This is a genomic window from Janthinobacterium sp. SUN176 (assembly GCF_030587335.1).
Classification (GTDB): Bacteria; Pseudomonadota; Gammaproteobacteria; order Burkholderiales; family Burkholderiaceae_D; genus Janthinobacterium; species Janthinobacterium kumbetense.
Genome location: NZ_JAPWIA010000001.1, coordinates 1,706,460 through 1,726,026 on the forward strand (window position 1 = coordinate 1,706,460; position 19,567 = coordinate 1,726,026).

Annotated in this window: 21 protein-coding genes; 13 read left to right on the forward strand and 8 right to left on the reverse strand. The window is 61.8% G+C overall.

Going from position 1 to position 19,567, the window contains the following annotated elements; all coding sequences use genetic code 11:
- The first annotated feature begins 31 nt into the window (after positions 1 to 31).
- From O3299_RS07695 to O3299_RS07725, 7 genes are all read left to right on the forward strand, one after another.
- Entirely contained in the window at positions 32 to 1,510 is a 1,479-nt protein-coding gene (locus O3299_RS07695; RefSeq protein WP_370385299.1) for a YdiU family protein, read from the forward strand.
- A 9-nt stretch (positions 1,511 to 1,519) separates the two neighbouring features.
- Complete coding sequence (msrB, locus tag O3299_RS07700) at positions 1,520 to 1,921, forward strand: peptide-methionine (R)-S-oxide reductase MsrB (protein ID WP_034756083.1); 402 nt, start codon at positions 1,520 to 1,522, stop codon at positions 1,919 to 1,921.
- A 75-nt stretch (positions 1,922 to 1,996) separates the two neighbouring features.
- Positions 1,997 to 2,626 carry a septation protein A gene (locus O3299_RS07705; protein ID WP_099411909.1) on the forward strand — a complete coding sequence of 210 codons (630 nt, stop codon included), beginning with the start codon at positions 1,997 to 1,999 and terminating at the stop codon, positions 2,624 to 2,626.
- Positions 2,623 to 2,925 (forward strand): BolA family transcriptional regulator, encoded by a 303-nt coding sequence (locus tag O3299_RS07710; protein WP_257219016.1) that lies wholly within the window; start codon positions 2,623 to 2,625, stop codon positions 2,923 to 2,925. Before O3299_RS07705 ends, O3299_RS07710 begins: the two co-directional genes overlap by 4 nt.
- Before the next feature lie 112 nt (positions 2,926 to 3,037).
- Entirely contained in the window at positions 3,038 to 3,817 is a 780-nt protein-coding gene (locus O3299_RS07715; protein ID WP_077404793.1) for a peptidyl-prolyl cis-trans isomerase, read from the forward strand.
- A 116-nt stretch (positions 3,818 to 3,933) separates the two neighbouring features.
- A complete protein-coding gene (locus tag O3299_RS07720) occupies positions 3,934 to 4,710 on the forward strand; it encodes a peptidylprolyl isomerase (protein WP_034756072.1) in 777 nt (258 codons plus the stop codon).
- Positions 4,711 to 4,894: 184 nt separating this feature from the next.
- Positions 4,895 to 5,575, forward strand: coding sequence for a DNA alkylation repair protein (locus O3299_RS07725; protein ID WP_305061971.1), 681 nt, complete (start codon positions 4,895 to 4,897; stop codon positions 5,573 to 5,575).
- Here O3299_RS07725 and O3299_RS07730 read toward each other — a convergent pair.
- Positions 5,538 to 6,212: a TetR/AcrR family transcriptional regulator gene (locus tag O3299_RS07730; protein ID WP_305061972.1), complete on the reverse strand. Its 675-nt coding sequence runs from the start codon at positions 6,210 to 6,212 to the stop codon at positions 5,538 to 5,540. The two genes, O3299_RS07725 and O3299_RS07730, sit on opposite strands and share 38 nt — an antisense overlap.
- Positions 6,213 to 6,319: 107 nt before the next feature.
- On the opposite strand from O3299_RS07730, the gene O3299_RS07735 reads away from it, so the two are divergent.
- Complete coding sequence (locus O3299_RS07735; protein ID WP_289914682.1) at positions 6,320 to 7,018, forward strand: DAPG hydrolase family protein; 699 nt, start codon at positions 6,320 to 6,322, stop codon at positions 7,016 to 7,018.
- Positions 7,019 to 7,022: 4 nt separating this feature from the next.
- Here the strand turns inward: O3299_RS07735 and O3299_RS07740 are convergent, their stop codons facing one another.
- The gene (locus O3299_RS07740) at positions 7,023 to 7,916 is read right to left on the reverse strand and encodes a GNAT family N-acetyltransferase (RefSeq protein ID WP_305061973.1); all 894 of its coding nucleotides are present in this window, start codon (positions 7,914 to 7,916) and stop codon (positions 7,023 to 7,025) included.
- A gap of 165 nt (positions 7,917 to 8,081) precedes the next feature.
- On the opposite strand from O3299_RS07740, the gene O3299_RS07745 reads away from it, so the two are divergent.
- Complete coding sequence (locus O3299_RS07745; protein ID WP_305061974.1) at positions 8,082 to 8,984, forward strand: neutral zinc metallopeptidase; 903 nt, start codon at positions 8,082 to 8,084, stop codon at positions 8,982 to 8,984.
- A 55-nt stretch (positions 8,985 to 9,039) separates the two neighbouring features.
- Here the strand turns inward: O3299_RS07745 and O3299_RS07750 are convergent, their stop codons facing one another.
- The 5 genes from O3299_RS07750 to O3299_RS07770 form a co-directional block, all read right to left on the reverse strand.
- Positions 9,040 to 10,122: a TIGR03118 family protein gene (locus O3299_RS07750; protein ID WP_305061975.1), complete on the reverse strand. Its 1,083-nt coding sequence runs from the start codon at positions 10,120 to 10,122 to the stop codon at positions 9,040 to 9,042.
- A gap of 115 nt (positions 10,123 to 10,237) precedes the next feature.
- Positions 10,238 to 10,996 carry an ABC transporter substrate-binding protein gene (locus O3299_RS07755; protein ID WP_289904876.1) on the reverse strand — a complete coding sequence of 253 codons (759 nt, stop codon included), beginning with the start codon at positions 10,994 to 10,996 and terminating at the stop codon, positions 10,238 to 10,240.
- Complete coding sequence (gene nadC, locus O3299_RS07760; protein ID WP_289897813.1) at positions 10,996 to 11,862, reverse strand: carboxylating nicotinate-nucleotide diphosphorylase; 867 nt, start codon at positions 11,860 to 11,862, stop codon at positions 10,996 to 10,998. Before nadC ends, O3299_RS07755 begins: the two co-directional genes overlap by 1 nt.
- Complete coding sequence (gene nadA / locus O3299_RS07765; protein ID WP_289904874.1) at positions 11,859 to 12,992, reverse strand: quinolinate synthase NadA; 1,134 nt, start codon at positions 12,990 to 12,992, stop codon at positions 11,859 to 11,861. Before nadA ends, nadC begins: the two co-directional genes overlap by 4 nt.
- 137 nt (positions 12,993 to 13,129) lie before the next feature.
- Complete coding sequence (locus tag O3299_RS07770) at positions 13,130 to 14,728, reverse strand: ABC-F family ATPase (protein ID WP_034756044.1); 1,599 nt, start codon at positions 14,726 to 14,728, stop codon at positions 13,130 to 13,132.
- 223 nt (positions 14,729 to 14,951) lie between these two features.
- On the opposite strand from O3299_RS07770, the gene O3299_RS07775 reads away from it, so the two are divergent.
- The 3 genes from O3299_RS07775 (at position 14,952) to O3299_RS07785 (ending at position 16,736) form a co-directional block, all read left to right on the forward strand.
- Positions 14,952 to 15,494: a DUF2939 domain-containing protein gene (locus tag O3299_RS07775; protein WP_305061976.1), complete on the forward strand. Its 543-nt coding sequence runs from the start codon at positions 14,952 to 14,954 to the stop codon at positions 15,492 to 15,494.
- 69 nt (positions 15,495 to 15,563) lie between these two features.
- Positions 15,564 to 16,226: a hypothetical protein gene (locus O3299_RS07780; RefSeq protein ID WP_305061977.1), complete on the forward strand. Its 663-nt coding sequence runs from the start codon at positions 15,564 to 15,566 to the stop codon at positions 16,224 to 16,226.
- A 63-nt stretch (positions 16,227 to 16,289) separates the two neighbouring features.
- Entirely contained in the window at positions 16,290 to 16,736 is a 447-nt protein-coding gene (locus tag O3299_RS07785; protein WP_305061978.1) for a GNAT family N-acetyltransferase, read from the forward strand.
- 59 nt (positions 16,737 to 16,795) lie between these two features.
- Here the strand turns inward: O3299_RS07785 and O3299_RS07790 are convergent, their stop codons facing one another.
- A complete protein-coding gene (locus O3299_RS07790) occupies positions 16,796 to 17,488 on the reverse strand; it encodes a DUF3334 family protein (protein WP_034784631.1) in 693 nt (230 codons plus the stop codon).
- A 397-nt stretch (positions 17,489 to 17,885) separates the two neighbouring features.
- Between O3299_RS07790 and O3299_RS07795 the strand changes: the two genes are divergently transcribed.
- Positions 17,886 to 19,556: a DUF6138 family protein gene (locus O3299_RS07795; RefSeq protein WP_305061979.1), complete on the forward strand. Its 1,671-nt coding sequence runs from the start codon at positions 17,886 to 17,888 to the stop codon at positions 19,554 to 19,556.
- Positions 19,557 to 19,567: the final 11 nt, after the last annotated feature.

Below are 19,567 nucleotides of genomic sequence, written 5' to 3' on the forward strand. Positions count from 1 at the left end.
CAGGCTGGCGCACCTTGCCGGTCCCTCTTATCTGACTGGAATTGCCATCACCGCTCATACCTTACCACTGGATAACGCCTTTGCGGCCTTGCCGCCCGCGTTCTATACGCGCTTGATGCCCACGCCCCTGCCCGCCCCGTATTTCGTGGCCGCCAGCGCGCCGGCCGCCAGCCTGGTCGGCCTCGATGCCGCGCGCCTGGCCGGGCCCGATTACGTGGAGCTGCTGAGCGGCAACACGGTTGCCGAGCGCTCGATTCCCCTGTCGGCCGTGTATTCGGGCCACCAGTTCGGCGTCTGGGCCGGCCAGCTGGGCGACGGCCGCGCCATCTTGCTGGGCGATATCGCCACCGAACACGGCCCGATGGAGCTGCAGCTGAAAGGCGCTGGCGCCACGCCGTATTCGCGCATGGGCGACGGGCGCGCCGTGCTGCGCTCGTCCATCCGCGAATTCCTGTGCTCGGAAGCCATGGCGGCGCTGGGCATTCCTACCTCGCGCGCGCTGTCCATCATGGGTTCGCAGCAAGGCATCATGCGCGAAACGGTGGAAACGGCCGCCGTCGTGACGCGCATGGCGCCCACTTTCGTGCGCTTCGGCTCGTTCGAACACTGGTTTTACCGCAAGAAGCCGGACGAGCTGAAAATCCTTGCCGATTACGTCATCGACGGTTTTTATCCCCATTTGCGCGCCGCATCAAATCCATATCAAGCCTTGCTGGCCGAAGTGTGCGTGCGCACGGCGCACATGATTGCTCACTGGCAAGCCGTGGGCTTCATGCATGGCGTCATGAACACGGACAATATGTCCATCCTGGGCCTGACGCTCGATTACGGCCCCTTCGGCTTCATGGAAGCGTTTGACGCCGAGCACATCTGCAACCATACGGACCAGCAGGGCCGCTATTCCTACGCCAACCAGCCGCAAGTAGGCCACTGGAACTGCTATGCGCTGGGCCAGGCCCTGCTGCCGCTGATCGGCGAAGTGGAACTGGCGCAGGCGGCGCTGGACGGCTACCAACCCGCGTTTGCGGACAAGATGAATGCCTTGCTGCGCGCCAAGCTGGGTTTGCGCACGGCGCAGGAAGACGACACGGCGCTGTTCGACAGCATGTTTGCGCTGATGCAAGCCAACCACGTGGATTTCACCAACTTCTTCCGCGCGCTGGCGACCTTGCGAGTGGCCGCTCCCGAACACGACACGATGCTGCGCGACATGTTCATCGACCGCCCCGCCTTCGATGCGTGGGCGACGACCTACCGCGCGCGCCTGCTGCAGGAGCACAGCGTCGATGCCGAACGGCAAGCCGCCATGAACCAGGTCAACCCGAAATACGTGCTGCGCAACTACCTGGCGCAAGTGGCCATCGAGAAAGCCCAGCAGCACGATTACACGGAAGTGGCGAAATTGCTGGAAGTTTTGCAAAAGCCATTTGACGAACAGCCCGAACACCAGCACTATGCGGCCCTGCCGCCCGACTGGGCCAGCCACCTTGAAGTCAGCTGCTCATCCTAAGGAGTCCTTATGACCACGAATAAAGTCAAGAAAACCGACGCCGAATGGCGCGCCATGCTCGACTCGATGCAATACGAAGTCACGCGCCACGCGGCCACGGAACGGGCCTTCACGGGCAAGTTCTGGGACCACCATGAACACGGCGTCTACACCTGCGTCTGCTGCAACACGCCACTATTTGCCTCCGACACGAAATTCGACTCCGGCTGCGGCTGGCCCAGCTATTTCCAGGCGCTCGACCCGGCGAATGTCACGGAAATCGTCGACCGCAGCCACGGCATGGTACGCACGGAAATCGTCTGCGCCGTCTGCGACGCCCACCTGGGCCACGTCTTCCCGGACGGCCCGCCGCCGACCGGCTTGCGCTATTGCATCAATTCGGCTTCCCTGCGCTTCGATCCGCAGCCTTGATGCTGGCAATGGCTTAGGCCTTGCTCCTAAGCCATTCCTAAGATGATTTTAATAAGACCAGTGTAAAGTCTCGCCATGAAATTTCTATTCGACCTCTTCCCCCTGATCGCCTTCTTCACCGCCTTCAAACTGGGCGGCATGTATGAAGCGGCCACGCACGATTTCGTGCAGCAATATCTGTCCGGCTTCGTGTCCGGCGGCCTGATCAAGGCCGACCAGGCGCCGTGGATACTTGCCACCCTCGTCGGCATCGTCGCCACGGCTTGCCAGGTCAGCTATCTGCTGCTGCGCGGGCGCAAGGTGGACGGCATGCTGTGGCTGTCGCTGTTCATCTTTGTCGTGTTCGGCGGCGCCAGCATTTACCTGCATGACGACTTCTTCCTGAAATGGAAGCCGACCCTGATCTACTGGCTGTCCGGCCTGGCCCTCTTGATCGCCCACGTGGGTTTCAAGAAAAACCTGATCCGCAAGACCATGGAAGCGCAAGTGCAATTGCCGGATGCCGTCTGGAACCAGCTGCTGGCCGCCTGGATCATTTTCTTTGGCGCCATCGGCGCACTGAACCTGTTCGTCGCCTTCGTGCTGTACAAGGGCGACATGGCTGCCTGGGTCAGCTTCAAGGCGTTTGGCGCGACGGGCATTTTCTTTGCCTTCATCGTGGCGCAAACCCTGTTCCTGGCCAAACATATCAAGGAAGACGCATGATGCACACCACCACCGAGAATACCGCGCCGGAAACGCGCATGCAGCGCATTCGTACCCGCCTGGAAACGGCACTTTCCCCTCTGGAATGCGTGCTGGAAGACGACTCGGCGCGCCACCGGGGCCATGCGGGCGCCGCCTCGGGCGGCGGCCATTACAATCTACGCATTATTTCTAGTCAATTTGAGGGGCTCAGGCTCGTCATGCGCCATCGACTGGTGTATGATTCCGTGCACGATATGATGCATAATGAGATACATGCATTGGCGATTGTGGCATTGGCGCCGTCCGAGGTAGCATAAGGATGGCGTTTTTGGCGTACCCGGATCACTTGGGTATGCCCTTGCTTCTGGTGCCATGCCTGGATTTCTTTCCATGCGTTTTTTACGAAACTTTCCCTAACAGGATTTAATAATGACTTTTAAGCCAGCCCGCTTGCTGATCGCACTACTCGCCGTTGTCGCGGTACCTGTTTTTGCGCAAAATGTTGCCGTTGTTAATGGCAAGCCTATCCCATCGTCGCGCGTTGATGCAGTCGTCAAGCAAGTCGTCGCCCAAGGCCAGCAACCGGATTCGCCGCAATTGCGCGAAATGATCAAGAAGGACTTGATCGGCCGTGAAGTGCTGATGCAAGAAGCGGAAAACAAAGGTTTCGGTAAAGATGCAGCAGTCAAGCAGCAAATCGAGAACGCACGCCAGGCCATCGTCATCAACGCCCTGGTCGGCGACTACCTGAAAAAGAACCCGGTCAACGACGCTGAAATCAAGGCGGAATACGACCGTTTCGTGGCCCAGACCGGCGACAAGGAATACCACGTACGCCACATCCTGGTAGCGACCGAAGCGGAAGCGAAAGACATCATCGCTAAGCTGAAAGGCGGCGCCAAGTTCGAAGACCTGGCCAAGCAATCGAAAGATGCCGGCTCGGCCGACAACGGCGGCGACCTGGACTGGGCAGCACCATCGTCCTTCCCGAAAGTCTTCTCCGACGCCTTCGTGAAACTGCAAAAAGGCCAGGTCACCGACACCCCGGTGCAGACGCCTAACGGTTTCCACGTGATCAAGCTGGACGACACCCGCGCGGCAAAACTGCCGACCCTGGAAGAAGTCAAGCCACAGATCGCCGAAGCGCTGCAGCAAAAGAAACTGCAAGCGTATCAGGAAGAAATGATCAAAAAAGCGAAAGTTCAGTAAGAACTGACCTCCCCGGCGCCCTTTTCGGCGCCGGTCGTGTATTCTGCGCCTGAATGCGTACTGCACGGCAGTCGCGATCTTTTGTATCGGTTTTTGTATACTTATTAGGAATGAACATGATTTTGAAGCCAGCCCGCCTGATCTTAGCCCTGGTCGCCGTTGTAGCGATCCCTGCGTTCGCGCAAAACGTGGCCACCGTGAACGGCAAGGCCATCCCTTCGTCGCGCGTCGACCAGGTCGTCAAGCAAGTCGTCGCCCAAGGCAAACAAGCGGATTCGCCGCAATTGCGCGAAGCCATCAAGAAAGACCTGATCGGCCGTGAAGTGCTGATCCAGGAAGCCGACAAGCAAGGCTACGGCACCCGTCCGGAAGTCAAGTCGCAGATCGACAATGCCCGTCAAAGCATCATCATCAATGCCCTGCTGGCCGACTACGTGAAGAAAAACCCTGTCAAGGACGCTGAAATCAAGGCCGAATACGACAAGTTCAAGGCACAAGCGGGCGACAAGGAATACCATGCACGCCACATCCTGGTGGCCACCGAAGCGGAAGCGAAAGACATCATCGCCAAGCTGAAAGGCGGCGCCAAGTTCGAAGAACTGGCGAAAGTATCGAAAGACGGTTCCGCAGCCAATGGCGGCGACCTGGACTGGGCTAGCCCAGCTTCGTACGTGAAGCCATTCTCCGACGCCATGGTCGCCCTGAAACCAGGCCAGGTCACGCAAACGCCAGTGCAATCGCAATTCGGCTTCCACGTGATCAAGCTGGAAGAAACCCGTCCGACGAAGTTGCCGGCACTGGAAGAAGTCAAGGGCCAGGTGGCCGAGTCGCTGCAACAGAAGAAACTCGCCGCCTACCGCGATGAGTTGATGAAGAAGGCAAAAATCCAATAAAAACGCCTGATATAAGCTACTGCGCGTCGCGCTTTGCGGCCTGCGATGCTCACCGTACCTTCGTACGGTTGCGCGTCTCGGCCACAAATCGCTGCCGCTCGCTACGCTTCTATCAGCCGTTTGGATGGCTGGACAAGAGCGCTCTTCGGGGCGCTTTTTTTACGCCTGAAAAAAGCGAGATGCGATGGATTTACATGCAGAACTGAAGGCGGCGCTGGAAGCGGTTGCCGAACCGGGCCGCGCGGGGCCCATGCAAGCCTATATGCGCGACCAGTTCGTTTTCCTGGGCGTGGCAGCGCCGCAGCGGCGGCTGGCCGCCAGGGGCTTGCTGGCGGGCTTGCAAGGCATCGGTGCCGATGCCCTGCTGGAACATGCGCAACTGCTGTGGCAACAGCCGGAACGCGAGTACCAGCACGTGGCGCTCGACATGCTGGCCCTGCACCGGCGCCAGCTGGGCATCGAACACCTCCCCGCCCTGCTGGCACTGGCGCGCCAGCGCGCGTGGTGGGACAGCGTCGACGGCATGGCGGGCATCGTCGGCGAGGTGCTGCAGGCGGAACGGCAGCGCGGCGGCGACGGCCATGCGCACATGGAGGCCGCCTTGCGCCATGACGATTTCTGGCTGCGCCGCATCGCCATGCTGCACCAGCTGGGCTGGCGGGCCGAGACGGACGCGGCCTGGCTGTTCGGCGCGGCGCTGGCGCTGGCCCACGAAGACGAGTTTTTCATCCGCAAGGCCATCGGCTGGGCCTTGCGCGACTACGCGCGCCACGCGCCAGAGGCCGTGACGGCATTTGCCGACGCGCACCGCCAGCAACTGTCGGCGCTCAGCTACCGCGAAGCGCTGAAGCACCAGCCACGCTGAAGGCCGAGCCGCCCAGCAGGCGCAGCGCGGCATCGATGCGCGGCGCGGCATCCCAGGCCGGCGCGGGCGCCAGCAAGCCCAGCGCCATCTGCCGCAGGGGCTCGGCAATCACCATGGCCAGCAGCAAGCCGGCCACCTCCCGCCCATCCTGCAACGCCAGATGGCCGCGCGCGGCCTGGCGCTGCAGCCAGTCGGCCAGCAGGGCCGTGCCCCGCTCGATGCCGTTGCGCTGATACACGGCAAGTAGATCCGCGCGGGCGGGAAACTCCGTGCACAGCAGGCGGAACAGTCCCACGGCGTCCGCCGTCAGCACGCGCGCCGCCATCGCCTGCAAGATCTCTTTCAACAGCGGCAACACCTCACCGGGCCCGGCCGCATCGTGCGCCATGGCCGGCAGGAAAGCATCCGTCCAGCCGCGCACCACCAGGGCGACCAGTTCCTCGCGGTTGGCCGCGTATTGATACAGCGATTTCTTTGCCATGCCCGCGTGGCGCGCCACCGCTTCCATGGTCGTGGCCGCATAGCCTTCGTTCAGCAGCAGCCAGGTAGCCGCCTGCACGGCCGCCTCGCGCGCTTCCTCGGGAGGCCGCGCCGGACGGCCCCGTCCGCGCAAGGCCTTGCTCTCTTCTTCCTGCATGCCAGCTCCAAGCTTGATCGATGAGCAATTTTACACTGAAACATATTTAGGAAACGCTAAACGTTTCTTTAATATATAATTGGCTCACCCCAACAAAGGAGAACGACATGACGCAGCATATTGAATTCCCATGGAGCATTACCAGCACAGGCGACTTGCTCGACCCATTTCCCCTGCACCTGGAAACGGGCGTCACGCGCCTGGAAAACGGTTGCCTGCTGGTGGCGGCGCGCACGGAACTGCACGGCTGCAGCGGGCGCATGCTGGACTGGTGGTTTACGTTTTTCGAGACGACGCAGCACATCAAATGGTGGCACCCGCACGATCACGTGGCCCATCATGGCTGGAACAGCGCGTGGAAAAAGGGAGAAAGTTACTATGGCGCCTCGATCGAGGCAGTGGAATCGCTGGGCGACATTCCGCCCGTGAAAGCCAAGCTGAAGTTCCATGATCCGAAGGATGTATTTGATACGGCGCAACTGCAACAGGCCAGGGACAGCGGCGCCCTGTCGGCCGCCATCTGCGCGCGCATCGGCTTCGGCGACCATGTGGCGCTCGATCCGCAGGGCGATCCGCTCGATGGCGAAATGCTGCACCTGACGCGCGACACCCCCACGGGCTGCGTGCTGCGCAGCCGCTTCTTGCTAGGCCGCAATAGCCTGAACCCCGTGCGCGACGTGCCCGACGTGCTGGGCCTGAACTTGCTGCGCCATTGCTACAGCGAATTTACCTACCTGTCGCGCTTTTTGCCATCGCTGTATTACGGCGAGCACGCGAATGGAGAGCAAGCCCCGTTGCCCTGGTAAAACATTACAGCCGCTTGTGCATGCGCGCCAGCGGCAGCTTGACGCCATCGGGCAAGTCCAGGTAAAACTCTTCCGTCACGGCAAAGCCGCTGGCCAGGTACAGCGGCACGCCGGGCAAGGTGGCGGCCAGTTCCAGGGCGGTAAAACCGGCGGCCAGCGCCTGGCGTTCGCAATGGCGCATCAGCATGCTGCCCAGGCCCTGGCGCGCGGCGCCTGGCTCGACAAAGAAGGCGCGGATGCGGCCCGGCTGGCTGGCCGGATCGAGCAGCGGGTCCGGGCCGTTCTTGGCGCGGTCGGCGCCATACAGGGTGGCGCGCCGGCTCCAGCCGCCGCAGGCCAGCATGGCGCCCTCCCGTTCGATGACGAAATACGTCTGGTCGGCCACGAGCTGCGTATCGACGCCGAACACGTGGCGCGTCACGGACTCGGCCTGTTCCGGCGTATAGAACCCCGCGCTCAGCGCCACGCCGGAACGGGCAATCAGCGCGTTCATGGCAGGCACGTCGGCCGGCAGCGCCACGCGCAAGCCGCTCAAAGCGCCAAAGCTGAACCAGGCGCGGCTGATGCGTCCCTGCTCCACGTCATACGTCGCCACCAGTTCCTGCGCCGACACGCCATCGTCCGTGTCGCCATGGACGATTTCATGGTCGATCACCAGCTTGCCGCAGGCTATGCGGTTGAGCAACTGCGCATGCGGTTTGCTGGCGGCGAAGCGGGCCGTGAAACGGGGGCCGATTTGCCCGCTGCCCGTGGCCAGCAAGGTATCGGGATGCTGGAATTGCTGTGCGTCGTCGGCATAGATGGCCAGCAAGGCCGGCACGTCGTGCGCGTTGTAGGCGTCCAGTTGGGCCTGGACCACCGCGACGGGAGAAATGCGTGTATCGTTGGCAAGCGCCATGCGTGTACCTGTTGTGATGTGGGTGGAAAGTTGCAAAGCGTAACACTGTCGCTCCTGTCGCGGCGCGGTTTGCTGCGATAATTGTAAGATTCGTTATAAGACTCACCGCAAGAGACATCTTACGGCGTCACCAATCAATCGCAAATCGCAGCAGGAGTAGATATCATGAAATGGGAAGGCAATCGCGAAAGCGACAATGTGGAAGATCGCCGTGGCGAAGACGGCGGTGGGGGCGGTGGGGGCGGCGGCGGTGGAGGCTTTGGGTTTGGCGGGCGCTCGATCGGCATCGGCACCATCGTCATCGCCCTCGTCGGCTCGTATGTGCTGGGCGTCAATCCCTTGACCTTGCTCAACCTGCTCAGCGGCGGTGGCGGCCAGATCAGCACCCAGCAAAGCCAGTCGCCCGCGCGCCAGCCGCCCGAATCGGACGAGATGGCCCGCTTCGTGAAAACCGTGCTGGCCGATACGGAAGACACGTGGGGCGCCCTGTTCAAAGCGGAAGGCGGCAGCTATGTGAAACCCAAGCTGGTGCTGTTTTCCGGCAGCACGCCGACGGCTTGCGGCACGGGCCAGAGCGCCAGCGGTCCCTTCTATTGCCCTGGCGACCAGAAAGTCTACCTGGACCTCGATTTCTTCAACCTGATGCAGCAGCGCTTCAAGGTCTCGGGCGAATTTGCCGAAGCCTACGTGATCGCGCATGAGGTGGGCCACCACGTGCAAAACCTGATGGGCTTGTCCGAGAAGGTCGACAATGCCCGCCGCACGCAGTCGGAGCGCCAGGCCAACGCCATGTCCGTGCGCCTGGAATTGCAGGCCGACTGCTTTGCCGGCGTGTGGGCGTATCACGCGAACGCCGACCGCAAGATCCTGGAACAGGGCGACGTGGAAGCGGCCCTGAAAGCGGCCACGGCCATCGGCGACGATGCGCTGCAGCGCCAGTCGCAAGGCCATGTCGTGCCGGACTCGTTTACGCACGGCACCTCGGAGCAGCGCGTGCGCTGGTTCAGCAAAGGCATCGAGAGCGGCCAGATTTCCCAGTGCAACACCTTCGAGGCACGCCAGCTGTAGGCCCTTGCCGGCCGGTTGCAGGCGCACTGGGCACAGCGCGCCTGCCCGTGCCACGCTACTTCACGTCGATGCGCCCATATTGTCCGTGCGCCTCGTCAGCCGGCCCGGCCGCATAGAACAGGGTATTGACGGGCTGGCTGTTGAGGCCATTGCCGAAGGCGATGCCCCACAAGCCATCGATCACCAGCGGCGTGCCGTCGGGCTTGAGCAGCGGCCCGCCAGCCTTGCCCGTGACGGTGTCATAGGCGTTGATCCTGCCATCGCCAAAATTCCCGATCAACAGCATATTGCTGGCAGAGCCGAAGTCGGCCGGCGCCAGCGCCATGCCCCATGGCGCATTCAAGGCCCCGCCGCTCACCAGCCGCTTGATCAGCGTGCCGCCGGTGTCGTACACATTGACGATGCCCAGGCCCGCGCCAGCCTCCTCGTCGTCGCCGCTGGCTTCGCGCTTGGCATAGGCGACATAGATGCGCTCGCCGATAGCCTGGATGCCGAACGGTGCATAGCCGGCCGGCAAGTCGGGATCGCTGAACACGCCAGGCCAGCTGGCCCTGGCAAAATTGGCATCGAAGACGTCGACGCGTCCGTTATGGAAATCGGCCGCGTACAGGTAGTTGGCGCCCGCACGGGCGGCAATCGCCAGGCCCTTGTAGACGCTGCCGCCGGCGCTGCCGTCATACACGACCAGGGCCGTGACGGGGCTGACCGTGGGCGACCAGGCCGAGATGCTGCCGCTTTCGCTGGCGAAGATGAAGGGGCTGGGCGCCGTCACGCCATTCTGGCTCAGCTTGAAATCCTGCGTGCCGTTGAAGACGATGCCCGTCGGCCCTGCCGGCGTGCTGACCACCAGCGATTGCGGCACGCCGTTGCCATCGTATAAGGTCGACTTCGCCGTGCCATTCGCCGCCACCCAGACGAAGCCGCGCGGATTGAACGCCACGCCCCAGGCATTGACGAGGTTGGGGTCCGTGTGCGCGGCCGGCAGCGCGGCCGTATCGGATACGAGGCTGGTCGCCGCATATGCGTTCAGGGCCGGCGGCTTGTGATGGTGGTGGCCGCCGCCGCAGGCAAACAGCACGGTGGCCAGCGCGGCGGCGAGACAGGCGCAAACAATCTGCCTGGTGGTATGCGTTTTCATGGCGTTCCCCTTCTGCGAGATGGGCAGAATTGCGCTGCCTGCCATCAGGGTATAAGCGGACCGTGCCGGGCGCTTGAGCCGCGTCAAGCGCAGCGCAGATAGGGCTTGCGCCCCGTCAGGGTATGCCGACGTCGTAGCGCTTGCCCAGCTTTTTCAGTTCGCCTGTCTCGATCAGGCTATTCAATTCCTGGTCGAACTGCAGGCGCAGCTTGTCGAAGGCGGGCGAGCGGGGAAAGGCAAAATAGCCATTCTGCACTTCTATGACTTTGGGCAAGGGTTTCACTTGGCGCCCATAGCCGAGGCGGGCGATCACGGGGTCGGTATTGCGGCGGTTGCTGACGAATACGTCGACGTGGTTGTGCACCAGCATCTTCAAGCCGTTTTCCACGTTATTCGCCACGCTGACCTGCAAGCCGGGGCGCACGCGCTCCCAGTCCGCGCCATAGGCCCAGCCATTGAGCAGCACCACCCGGCGGCTCTTCAGCACCGCATAGTCGCCATCCCAGCCGAAGCTGGCGTCCTGGCGCGTGTAAAAAACCATCTGGTCCTGGTAAAACGGCTTGTCGGCAAACGCCATGCCGGCGATACGCTCGGGCGTCTTGTAGGGGCCGATCAGGATATCGGCCTGCCCCTGCACCAGCATGGCTTGCGCGCGCGCCCACGGCACCATGCGGAAACGCACGGTATTGCCCGTGCGCGCCGCCATCAGGCGCAGCAGTTCCGCGCCCAGGCCGCCATACTCGCCGCTGTCCTGGTACTCGAAGACGCGCTCGAACTGCGCGCCCACGGCCAGCAGCTCGCGCGCCTGCAGCGGCGCGGCAAATGCCGGCCACAGCAGCGCCAAGGCCAGCAGGCGCCGCCCTGCTCCGCTCATCAGCCGACGATGCGCAAGGAGTAATCGGTGGCCCGCACGTCCTTGGTCAGGCTGCCGATCGAGATGCGGTCCACGCCCGTTTCGGCAATCGCGCGCACGGTGTCGAAGTTGATGCCGCCGGACGCTTCCAGCAAGGCGCGGCCATGCGTCAAGGCCACGGCGTCGCGCATCATGTCGTTGCTGAAGTTATCGAGCAAGACGGAAACGGCGCCCGCGTCCAGCGCTTCCTGCAATTGCGCCAGGGTTTCCACCTCGATTTGCACGGGCACGCCCGCGTCGAGGTTGCGCGCATTTTCCAGGGCCTGGCTGACGCCGCCCGCGGCAGCGATATGGTTTTCCTTGATCAGGATGCCGTCATACAGGGCCAGGCGCTGGTTCTTGCCGCCGCCCACGCGCACCGCATACTTTTGCGCCAGGCGCAGGCCCGGCAAGGTCTTGCGCGTGTCCAGGATGGACGCCTTGGTGCCGGCGACCACATCGACATACTGGCGCGTAGCCGTGGCGACCGCCGACAGCAGCTGCAGGAAATTGAGGGCGCTGCGCTCGGCCGTAAGCAAGGCGCGGGCCGGCGCTTCGATCGTGCACACGACGCTGTCGGCCGTCATCATGTCGCCTTCGGCGTAATGCCAAACGATGTCGATGCTGCGGTCCAGGCTTTTCATGATGCCTTCGAACCACGGCGCGCCGCACAGCACGGCTGCTTCGCGCACGATGACACGGGCCGTGACGATATGGTCGGGCGGCACCAGTTCGCCCGTCAGGTCGCACTGGCCCACGTCTTCCAGCAAGGCGGCCAGCAAATTGCCTTCGAATGCGCGCGCCAGGGCGGGATCGAAAGGAGCGAAAGAATTAACGAGGGTACTCATGCTGGACCGATTCCTTGGAACAATTTAGTTTCTTTTGCCAGGTCCGCGCCCGGCTTGAGGCCCGCCTTCTTGGCGGCGGCGAAGTCGAGCATGCGGTTGATCGAACGCACGGCCAGCTGGCCGACGGCGGGATCGACGTGGATTTCGTTGTGCATGTTTTCCAGCGTTTCAGCCAGGTTCAGCAAGCCGTTCATGGCCATCCACGGGCAGTGCGCGCAGCTCTTGCAGGTGGCGCTGTTGCCGGCCGTGGGCGCTTCGATGAAACGCTTGCCCGGCGCGGCCGCGCGCATCTTGTGCAGGATGCCGTTGTCGGTGGCGACAATGAAAGTGTCCGTATCCATGGTTTGCGCTGCCGCAATCATTTGCGACGTGGAACCGACCATGTCGGCCAGGGCCACCACATTCGCGGGCGACTCCGGATGCACGAGCACCTTGGCTTGCGGATACTCTTCCTTGAGCAAATCGAGTTCGATCCCCTTGAATTCGTCGTGCACGAGGCAGCTGCCCTGCCACAGCAGCATGTCGGCGCCCGTTTCCTTCTGAATATACGAGCCCAGGTGCTTGTCGGGCGCCCACAGGATTTTCTTGCCCTGCGCATGCAAATGGGCAACGATATCGAGGCCGATGGACGACGTCACCATCCAGTCCGCGCGCGCCTTGACTGCCGCGCTGGTGTTGGCGTAGACGACGACCGTGCGGTCCGGATGGGCGTCGCAAAAGGCCGTGAATTCATCCACCGGGCAGCCCAGGTCGAGCGAACAGGTCGCGTCGAGGTCGGGCATCAAGACCGTTTTTTCAGGACTGAGGATTTTCGCCGTTTCGCCCATGAAGCGCACGCCGGCCACGACGAGGGTCTTGGCCGGATGGTCGCGCCCGAAGCGGGCCATTTCCAGGGAATCGGAGACGCAGCCGCCCGTGGCTTCCGCCAGGTCTTGCAGGTCAGCATCAACGTAGTAGTGGGCAACGAGCACGGCTTCGCGCTCGATCAGCAAGCGCTTGATGCGCGTGATCAGTTCGGCTTTTTCGGCCGGGGAAGGCGTCGCTGGCGTGCGTGCCCAGGCGTGGGCAGTGCAGCTGGCTCCGTCTTGTGGATGTTCGTACTCGACGGATTTGATGGCTAAAGTTTGCATGGCTGTGTCAAACAAAAACGGGATAGACCGGCACGATTGCAATAAAGCAGGTGCGCCGGAACGAAAGGACCGCGGCGCGTCGGTGTGGTGCTGCCGGATGGGCGACTGGCGCGCCATCCGGCATCTTGCCTCAGAGTTTAGTCAATACCTTGGCTCTTGAGGTAATCCTCATAGTTGCCGCGGTAATCGACCACTTCATCTTCCTTGATCTCGATGATGCGGTTGGCCAGCGAAGAGACGAATTCGCGGTCATGCGACACGAAGATCAGGGTGCCCGCGTATTTTTCCAGCGCGATGTTCAGGGATTCGATCGATTCCATGTCCATGTGGTTGGTCGGCTCATCGAGCATCAGCACGTTGTGGCGGCCCAGCATCAGCTTGCCGTACATCATGCGGCCCTTTTCGCCACCGGACAGTACCTTGACGGCCTTCTTGACGTCGTCGCCGCCGAACAGCAAGCGGCCCAGGATGGAACGCACGGCCTGGTCGTCATCGCCCTCTTTCGTCCACTGGCCGATCCAGTCGGTCAGGTTCGTGTCCTTGGCGAAATCTTCCGTCGGATCTTGCGGCATGTAGCCCACGTTGGCGTTTTCCGCCCACTTCACGCGGCCCTGGTCCGGCTGCAAGCCGGCGATGTCGCCCGCAATGCAGCGCAGCATGGTGGTCTTGCCAGCGCCGTTGGCGCCGATGATGGCGATGCGTTCACCCGCCTCGACCATGATGCTGAAGTTCTTGAACAGCTGGCGATCGAAGCCTTTCGAGATATTCTCGACTTCCACGGCCAGGCGGTGCAATTTCTTTTCGCCGTCGAAACGCACGAACGGATAGGCACGCGACGATGGCTTGATGTCGTCGACCTTGATCTTTTCGATCTGCTTGGCGCGCGACGTCGCCTGGCGGGCCTTCGACTTGTTCGCGGCAAAGCGACGCACGAATTCCTGCAGCTCGGCAACCTTGTCTTTCGCTTTCGCGTTGTTGGCCAGCTGCTGGTTGCGCGCCTGGGTCGAGGCGAACATGTATTCGTCGTAGTTGCCTGGATAAATCTTCAGGGTGCCGTAGTCCATGTCGGCCACGTGGGTGCACACCTGGTTCAGGAAGTGGCGATCATGGGAAATGATGATCATGGTGGAATTGCGCTCGTTGAGCACGTCTTCCAGCCAGCGAATCGTGTTGATGTCTAGGTTATTCGTCGGCTCGTCGAGCAGCAGGATGTCCGGGTTCGAGAACAGCGCCTGCGCCAGCAGCACGCGCAGCTTCCAGCCTGGCGAGACATTGCTCATCGGGCCTTGATGCAGATCAATGGCGACACCGGCGCCCAGCAGCAGTTCGCCCGCGCGCGATTCGGCCGTGTAGCCGTCGTATTCGGAAACTTTGCCTTCCAGCTCGGCGGCCTGCATGTAGTCGTCGTCCGTCGCTTCCGGGTTCGCGTAGATCGCGTCGCGTTGCTGGATGGCGGCCCACATTTCCGTATGGCCCATCATGACGACGTCGAGGACGCGCATGTCTTCAAACGCAAACTGGTCCTGGCGCAGCTTGCCCAGGCGCTCGTTGGTATCGAGCATGACGTTGCCGCCCGACGGGTCCAGGTCGCCGCCTAGGATCTTCATGAACGTCGACTTGCCGCAGCCGTTCGCGCCGATCAAACCATAGCGGTTGCCGTCGCCGAACTTGACGGAGATATTCTCAAACAATGGCTTGGCGCCAAACTGCATCGTAATATTTGCGGTTGAAAGCATGTGATATTAGGTCTTTATTCAGTTAAAACAGCTAGTTAAGTACTTTTCCCCCATTATACAGCACCCACCCTCTTCCACTCTATAGTGGCCCGGCAGTCGCAGCCGGAGCCTATGCGCAGGCATACGGCGCAGAAATAATGGCAAGAAAATATGATTGCCGTATTCCCATTTAGCAGCTACGCTGCGTGGCATTGTTTTCTACCCTTTACCTCACAGGCATCACTTGAAAAAAATCACCATCGCCGCCGCCGTGGCCGTCATTGCCGTCGCTGTCACCGCCTACGCTTCGCCCTACTACACCTTGCACCAGATCAAGACCGCGCTGGCCGAGCGCAACGCCGACGCCCTGGCCGCACACGTGGACTTCCCCGCCCTGCGCGCCAGCGTCAAGACGCAGCTGGAAGCGAGCATGGCGCGCAGCATCGAGGCGACCGCCGGCAGCGGCAACCCGCTGGCCGCGCTGGGCCAGTCGATCGCCAGCGCCATGCTGGGCAAGATGGTCGACACCATGGTCTCGCCGGCCGGCGTGGTGGCGCTGGTCAACAAGAGCGCCGTCAGCCCGCAAGCAGAGCCAAATCCGGATGCGCCCGCCGATGGCGCGCGCAAGAAGGCCGACTATTCAGCCGGCTATGCCGGCCTGAACACCTTCATCGTGCGCGCAAAGGATGGCAATGCGCAGGAAGGCGCGCTGGTCCTGCTGCGTCATGGCGTGTGGGGCTGGAAGCTGAGTTCGATCGAGATTGCATCGGCGATGGCCGCACGCTAGAAGAAGCGCGCATGCGCAGGCAATCTGATACACAATGCGGGCCACTTGTATCCGATTGCAGGAGTTTTCATGCTGAAACACACGACCCTGGCGCTGGCCATGGCCTTTGCCGGCGCCGCGCCATCCGCCCATGCCCACGATGGGATCGCCGCCGCCGAGCGCAGCCACTCCGTTGTCGCGCGCATGCAGGCGGAAACGTCCAGCGCCGCCGATCCGGACGCCCCGGCACCGCTGCCCGTGCCCAGCGACATTTCGCTGGCCGAGCTGGAGCGCCGCCTGGCGCTGGGACAGGCGCAGGCCGCTGAAAAACACTATACCAGCGCGCTCGATCCGGCCGTGCTGAGCAGCCTGGCGCAACAGATGGGGTGCGAGGATATCGTCGGCATGCAGCCGTTCGGTTTCCCGCTGGAACAGGCGCCAGCGACCGTCCTGAGCGGCGCGCACCTGCTGGCGCGGTGCCCGGATCGGGCCTATGTGACGATCACGGCCATGTCGATGGCAGGCAAGACGGGCAAGCGCGCCCACATTTCGCCGCAATCGTTCAAGCAGCAGGTCGATGGCAGGCCCGCGCGGCGCCTGTACTACAAGGCGCCCAACGGCCGCCAGAAGGAGTCGCTGACCATCATCGACGGCAGTTATGCGTATGCGCTCGAGTACTGGTCGCTCGATGACAGCCAGCAACGCGGCATGGTCGGCATTCGCAGGATGGAAACATTGACGTTTCCGCAATAAAATAGACGCGAACAGGTGAAATACTGTATATTCATACAGTTATTTATTATCCCCTTTTCGAGCATGTCTGCACACCCGCCCATCCAATTACCTTACACCATCTGCGTCAGCGCCACGATCGACGCGGAGATCGAGCAAACCATCCTCGAGGGCTTGAATGCCTACAACGATGCCATCACCGGCTATAGCGACAGGCAGGTATTGAGCGTCGTCGTGCGCGACCGCGACAGCCAGCGGGTGCTGGGCGGCGCCATGGGCCGGACTTCGCTGGGCCTGCTGTTTCTCGATTTGTTTTATTTGCCCGCCGCCTTGCGGGGACTGGGACTGGGCAGCCGGATACTGGCGCAGTTCGAAGAGGAAGGGCGCCGGCGCGGCTGCGCCTCGGCGGTGCTGTACACCATCACTTTCCAGGCGCCCGAGTTTTACGAGCGGCGCGGCTGGCGCCGCTTCGGCGAAATTGCCTGCAGTCCCGAGGGGACGAGCCGGGTATTCATGAGCAAGACCCTGTAGGCGGCATGCGACCAGGGCTGGCGGCAGGTTTGCCGCCAGCCCTGGTCAGCCACATCCGCTTACATGCCCAGGGACTTGAGCAGGTCGGCGTTGTCGTCGTCTTCCGGTTCCGCGGCAGGCGCCGGGGCGGCGTCCCGTTCGCGGTTCGCGAATTCGCCATCCATCAGCGAGTCGGCGTCGACTTCGCGGGAATCGAAATCGTGCAACTTGATGAACTCGGTACGGTCGATCGCCAGTTCCAGGTAGAAAATATTGTTCTTTTCCGTGTAGAAAGTGACGCGGCGCATTTCCGGGCGGTCCAGCGGCGTGTCGACGCTGAGCATCACCTGCTTGTTCAGCACCAGCATCTTCGGCTGGCTCTGGGTGATATTCGTTTGCAGCTCGCGCCGCACCTTGCCCGTGAAGTCGCCCACGATCTGGTTCATCAGCTCGCCCATGATGTTCGACACTTCGTCCGACGTGTAGAAGCTGGCCAGCTCCGACTTCGGCATGCCCATGTGCAACATGTAGCGCTCATAGATTTCCATCGCCGTATCGGCGGCAAAATTGAGCACCACCAGGCCCGTGAAACCGCCATCGAACATGACGAAACAGCCGATATCCGGCTTCAGGCCCGTCTTGGTGATGCGCTGCACCATGCCTGAATAATTGACCTTGCTTTGCGTTGCAACGTTGAGCACCCGAACCACCGAGTTGCACAAACTCATCAACAAATCTTCTGTACCGTACACAACATCCTTTTCTGCATCCATGAGCAACCTCTCCTACTATTTTAAAGATGACAGCACTGTTCCCTGCCCGCCGCGAGCCGAAACCTGACAGTTTCGCTCAGCTGGCGGACGACTTCACCTTTGCATGCCTGACCTTGCGTGGCGGCGCGCGCCGCGTTGCCGCCGCCCCGAACCGCCCTCTTACCTTTTTCTGTATAGAAATAAGTATCATGCGCAGAATACCCAGATGTAACATTTCCGTCCAGCCATACCTGCATTTACTTGACGATCTGTGCGGAAATACCAATACACTGCAATGCAACATTATGCGGAAGATAAGCATGCAGGAAGAATCAGGCTGGCACGGTTGAAACCATGGCGAAAAGGCAGCATCACGTATACTGCCCCGCGGGACGCAACTACCGAAAGGCATGAGAGGATGAGTACACTGCAGGAACAGGCAACGGCGGAAATGGTGGCGGCCGTGGAAGCGTGGTTTGTCGAGCGCCTGAAGCGCACCGATCTGGACAGCGCCGTGAATCGGACCACCTTGCAAATGGGTATTTTTAACGATCTCTTGCTCGACTACAAACCCGGCCGCACCACGGCCGACGATTACCATCTGGCCGATGCCGGGGATTTCACGCAGAGGACGCCATCGCGCCTCGATGAAGCCGTCGTACGCGACAGCATCGCGCCCCAGTTAGTTGCCATGGTGCAAGCGAAACTGGCAACGCTGGCCGACACGCCTCTGATCGACTACCGCTTCAGCTTTCGCGGCAAATTCCAGACGGCACAGGGCACGCTGCACCTGAATCTGCTCGATCATATCAACGAAGGCAAGCGCAGCGCCCTGCTCGCGCGCATCCACAGCTACGTCGAGCAGAAACTCGAGCGCGGCAACCGGCCGACGAAAAAGCTGGAAACCTTCTTCCTGGCGCGCCACCTGCTCGATCCCCAGCTGTTTCCGCAGCCCGATATCGCCTGGACCATCGCACAATTCGAGCGCATCGAGCAACTGAACAAGTCGCGCCCGCAAGCGCTGGCCGAACATCGCAGCGACATCATCCAGGCCGTGTCGGCCTGGGCGGAAAAACAGTTCTTGCCGCAGTTCTATGACGTGCAAACCTCAAGCTACAGCGGCACGGAATACACCTTGAAAGCGGGCGCGGCGCCCGATGCCCAGGCGCTGGCACCGATCGACCTGCTGCTGTACGGGGCCGTGATGATCTTGCGCCACGAACCGAGCTACGCCAAATCGACGGGCCTGAAATTCCTGGAAATCGCGCGCGAACTGGGCAGTGAACGGGCCGTGCGCATGCTCAAGGAAGGCAGCGGCACCTTCCCCGACGGCGACATCCACGTCAAAAATGCGCTGCTGGAATGCCGCGCCAACGACGTGTTTGCCACGATCAGCATCACGATTGCCCAGGAAGAAGAAGGCGCGTATGCGCAGGCGCTGGCGTTCATCACGCACCTGCTGAACAACGGCTTCCCGAAAAGCTACCGGATCAAGCTCAAATCGAAGGTCAAGGAATATCTGCCCTTGAAAGGCCTGGCCCGCTCCGACACCCACCGCTTCTTTGCCAACGCCCTCGCCCATGCATCGCTGCAGCCGCAACTGGAAGCGTATGCGCGCGCCGCCATCGAGCAATACGAGTTCTATGCCGACACGGAAGGCGAAAAGAATTGCATGCCCGGCAGTTACGCCACGTTTGGCCTGGGCTTGCTCGACGCACGCCATTTCCCGCTGGTGCAGCACTACATGGCCAACGTCGACGAGGAGCACCAGTCCGTGCAGGATCAGTTCACGGCCGCCTTCGCCGAACGGCATGGCGTGACGACGGAGTCCATCCCCGTGCTGGCGGCCTGCCTGCGCGCGTGCACGGATAACGCCAAAGTCAAAATCCAGGCGGAACTGGAAGAGGTGGAGAAACTGGAACTGTTCTGCCAGCAACTGCAAGGGCTGGAAGGCTATCCGGTCGAGCACATGCTGTACCCCATCTGGGGCAAGCTGGAAAAACTGGCGGCCCTGGCGCGCAAGGCGCAAGGCCGGCGCAAGGAGCTGCTGCTGGCCTTGCTGGAAGCGGCCAGCAAGACCGGCGCCTAATGTGCGCAACG

Bases quoted from the DNA above. Each gene is read 5' to 3' on its own strand.
- nadA (WP_289904874.1), bottom strand. From the start codon at position 12,992: ATGCAAACTTTAGCCATCAAATCCGTCGAGTACGAACATCCACAAGAC.
- O3299_RS07790 (WP_034784631.1), bottom strand. From the start codon at position 17,488: ATGGATGCAGAAAAGGATGTTGTGTACGGTACAGAAGATTTGTTGATG.
- O3299_RS07725 (WP_305061971.1), top strand. From the start codon at position 4,895: ATGGATTTACATGCAGAACTGAAGGCGGCGCTGGAAGCGGTTGCCGAA.
- O3299_RS07755 (WP_289904876.1), bottom strand. From the start codon at position 10,996: ATGAGCGGAGCAGGGCGGCGCCTGCTGGCCTTGGCGCTGCTGTGGCCG.
- O3299_RS07785 (WP_305061978.1), top strand. From the start codon at position 16,290: ATGTCTGCACACCCGCCCATCCAATTACCTTACACCATCTGCGTCAGC.
- O3299_RS07720 (WP_034756072.1), top strand. From the start codon at position 3,934: ATGATTTTGAAGCCAGCCCGCCTGATCTTAGCCCTGGTCGCCGTTGTA.
- O3299_RS07710 (WP_257219016.1), top strand. From the start codon at position 2,623: ATGATGCACACCACCACCGAGAATACCGCGCCGGAAACGCGCATGCAG.
- O3299_RS07795 (WP_305061979.1), top strand. From the start codon at position 17,886: ATGAGTACACTGCAGGAACAGGCAACGGCGGAAATGGTGGCGGCCGTG.
- O3299_RS07780 (WP_305061977.1), top strand. From the start codon at position 15,564: ATGCTGAAACACACGACCCTGGCGCTGGCCATGGCCTTTGCCGGCGCC.
- nadC (WP_289897813.1), bottom strand. From the start codon at position 11,862: ATGAGTACCCTCGTTAATTCTTTCGCTCCTTTCGATCCCGCCCTGGCG.
- O3299_RS07750 (WP_305061975.1), bottom strand. From the start codon at position 10,122: ATGAAAACGCATACCACCAGGCAGATTGTTTGCGCCTGTCTCGCCGCC.
- msrB (WP_034756083.1), top strand. From the start codon at position 1,520: ATGACCACGAATAAAGTCAAGAAAACCGACGCCGAATGGCGCGCCATG.
- O3299_RS07730 (WP_305061972.1), bottom strand. From the start codon at position 6,212: ATGCAGGAAGAAGAGAGCAAGGCCTTGCGCGGACGGGGCCGTCCGGCG.
- O3299_RS07715 (WP_077404793.1), top strand. From the start codon at position 3,038: ATGACTTTTAAGCCAGCCCGCTTGCTGATCGCACTACTCGCCGTTGTC.
- O3299_RS07705 (WP_099411909.1), top strand. From the start codon at position 1,997: ATGAAATTTCTATTCGACCTCTTCCCCCTGATCGCCTTCTTCACCGCC.
- O3299_RS07770 (WP_034756044.1), bottom strand. From the start codon at position 14,728: ATGCTTTCAACCGCAAATATTACGATGCAGTTTGGCGCCAAGCCATTG.
- O3299_RS07735 (WP_289914682.1), top strand. From the start codon at position 6,320: ATGACGCAGCATATTGAATTCCCATGGAGCATTACCAGCACAGGCGAC.
- O3299_RS07745 (WP_305061974.1), top strand. From the start codon at position 8,082: ATGAAATGGGAAGGCAATCGCGAAAGCGACAATGTGGAAGATCGCCGT.
- O3299_RS07740 (WP_305061973.1), bottom strand. From the start codon at position 7,916: ATGGCGCTTGCCAACGATACACGCATTTCTCCCGTCGCGGTGGTCCAG.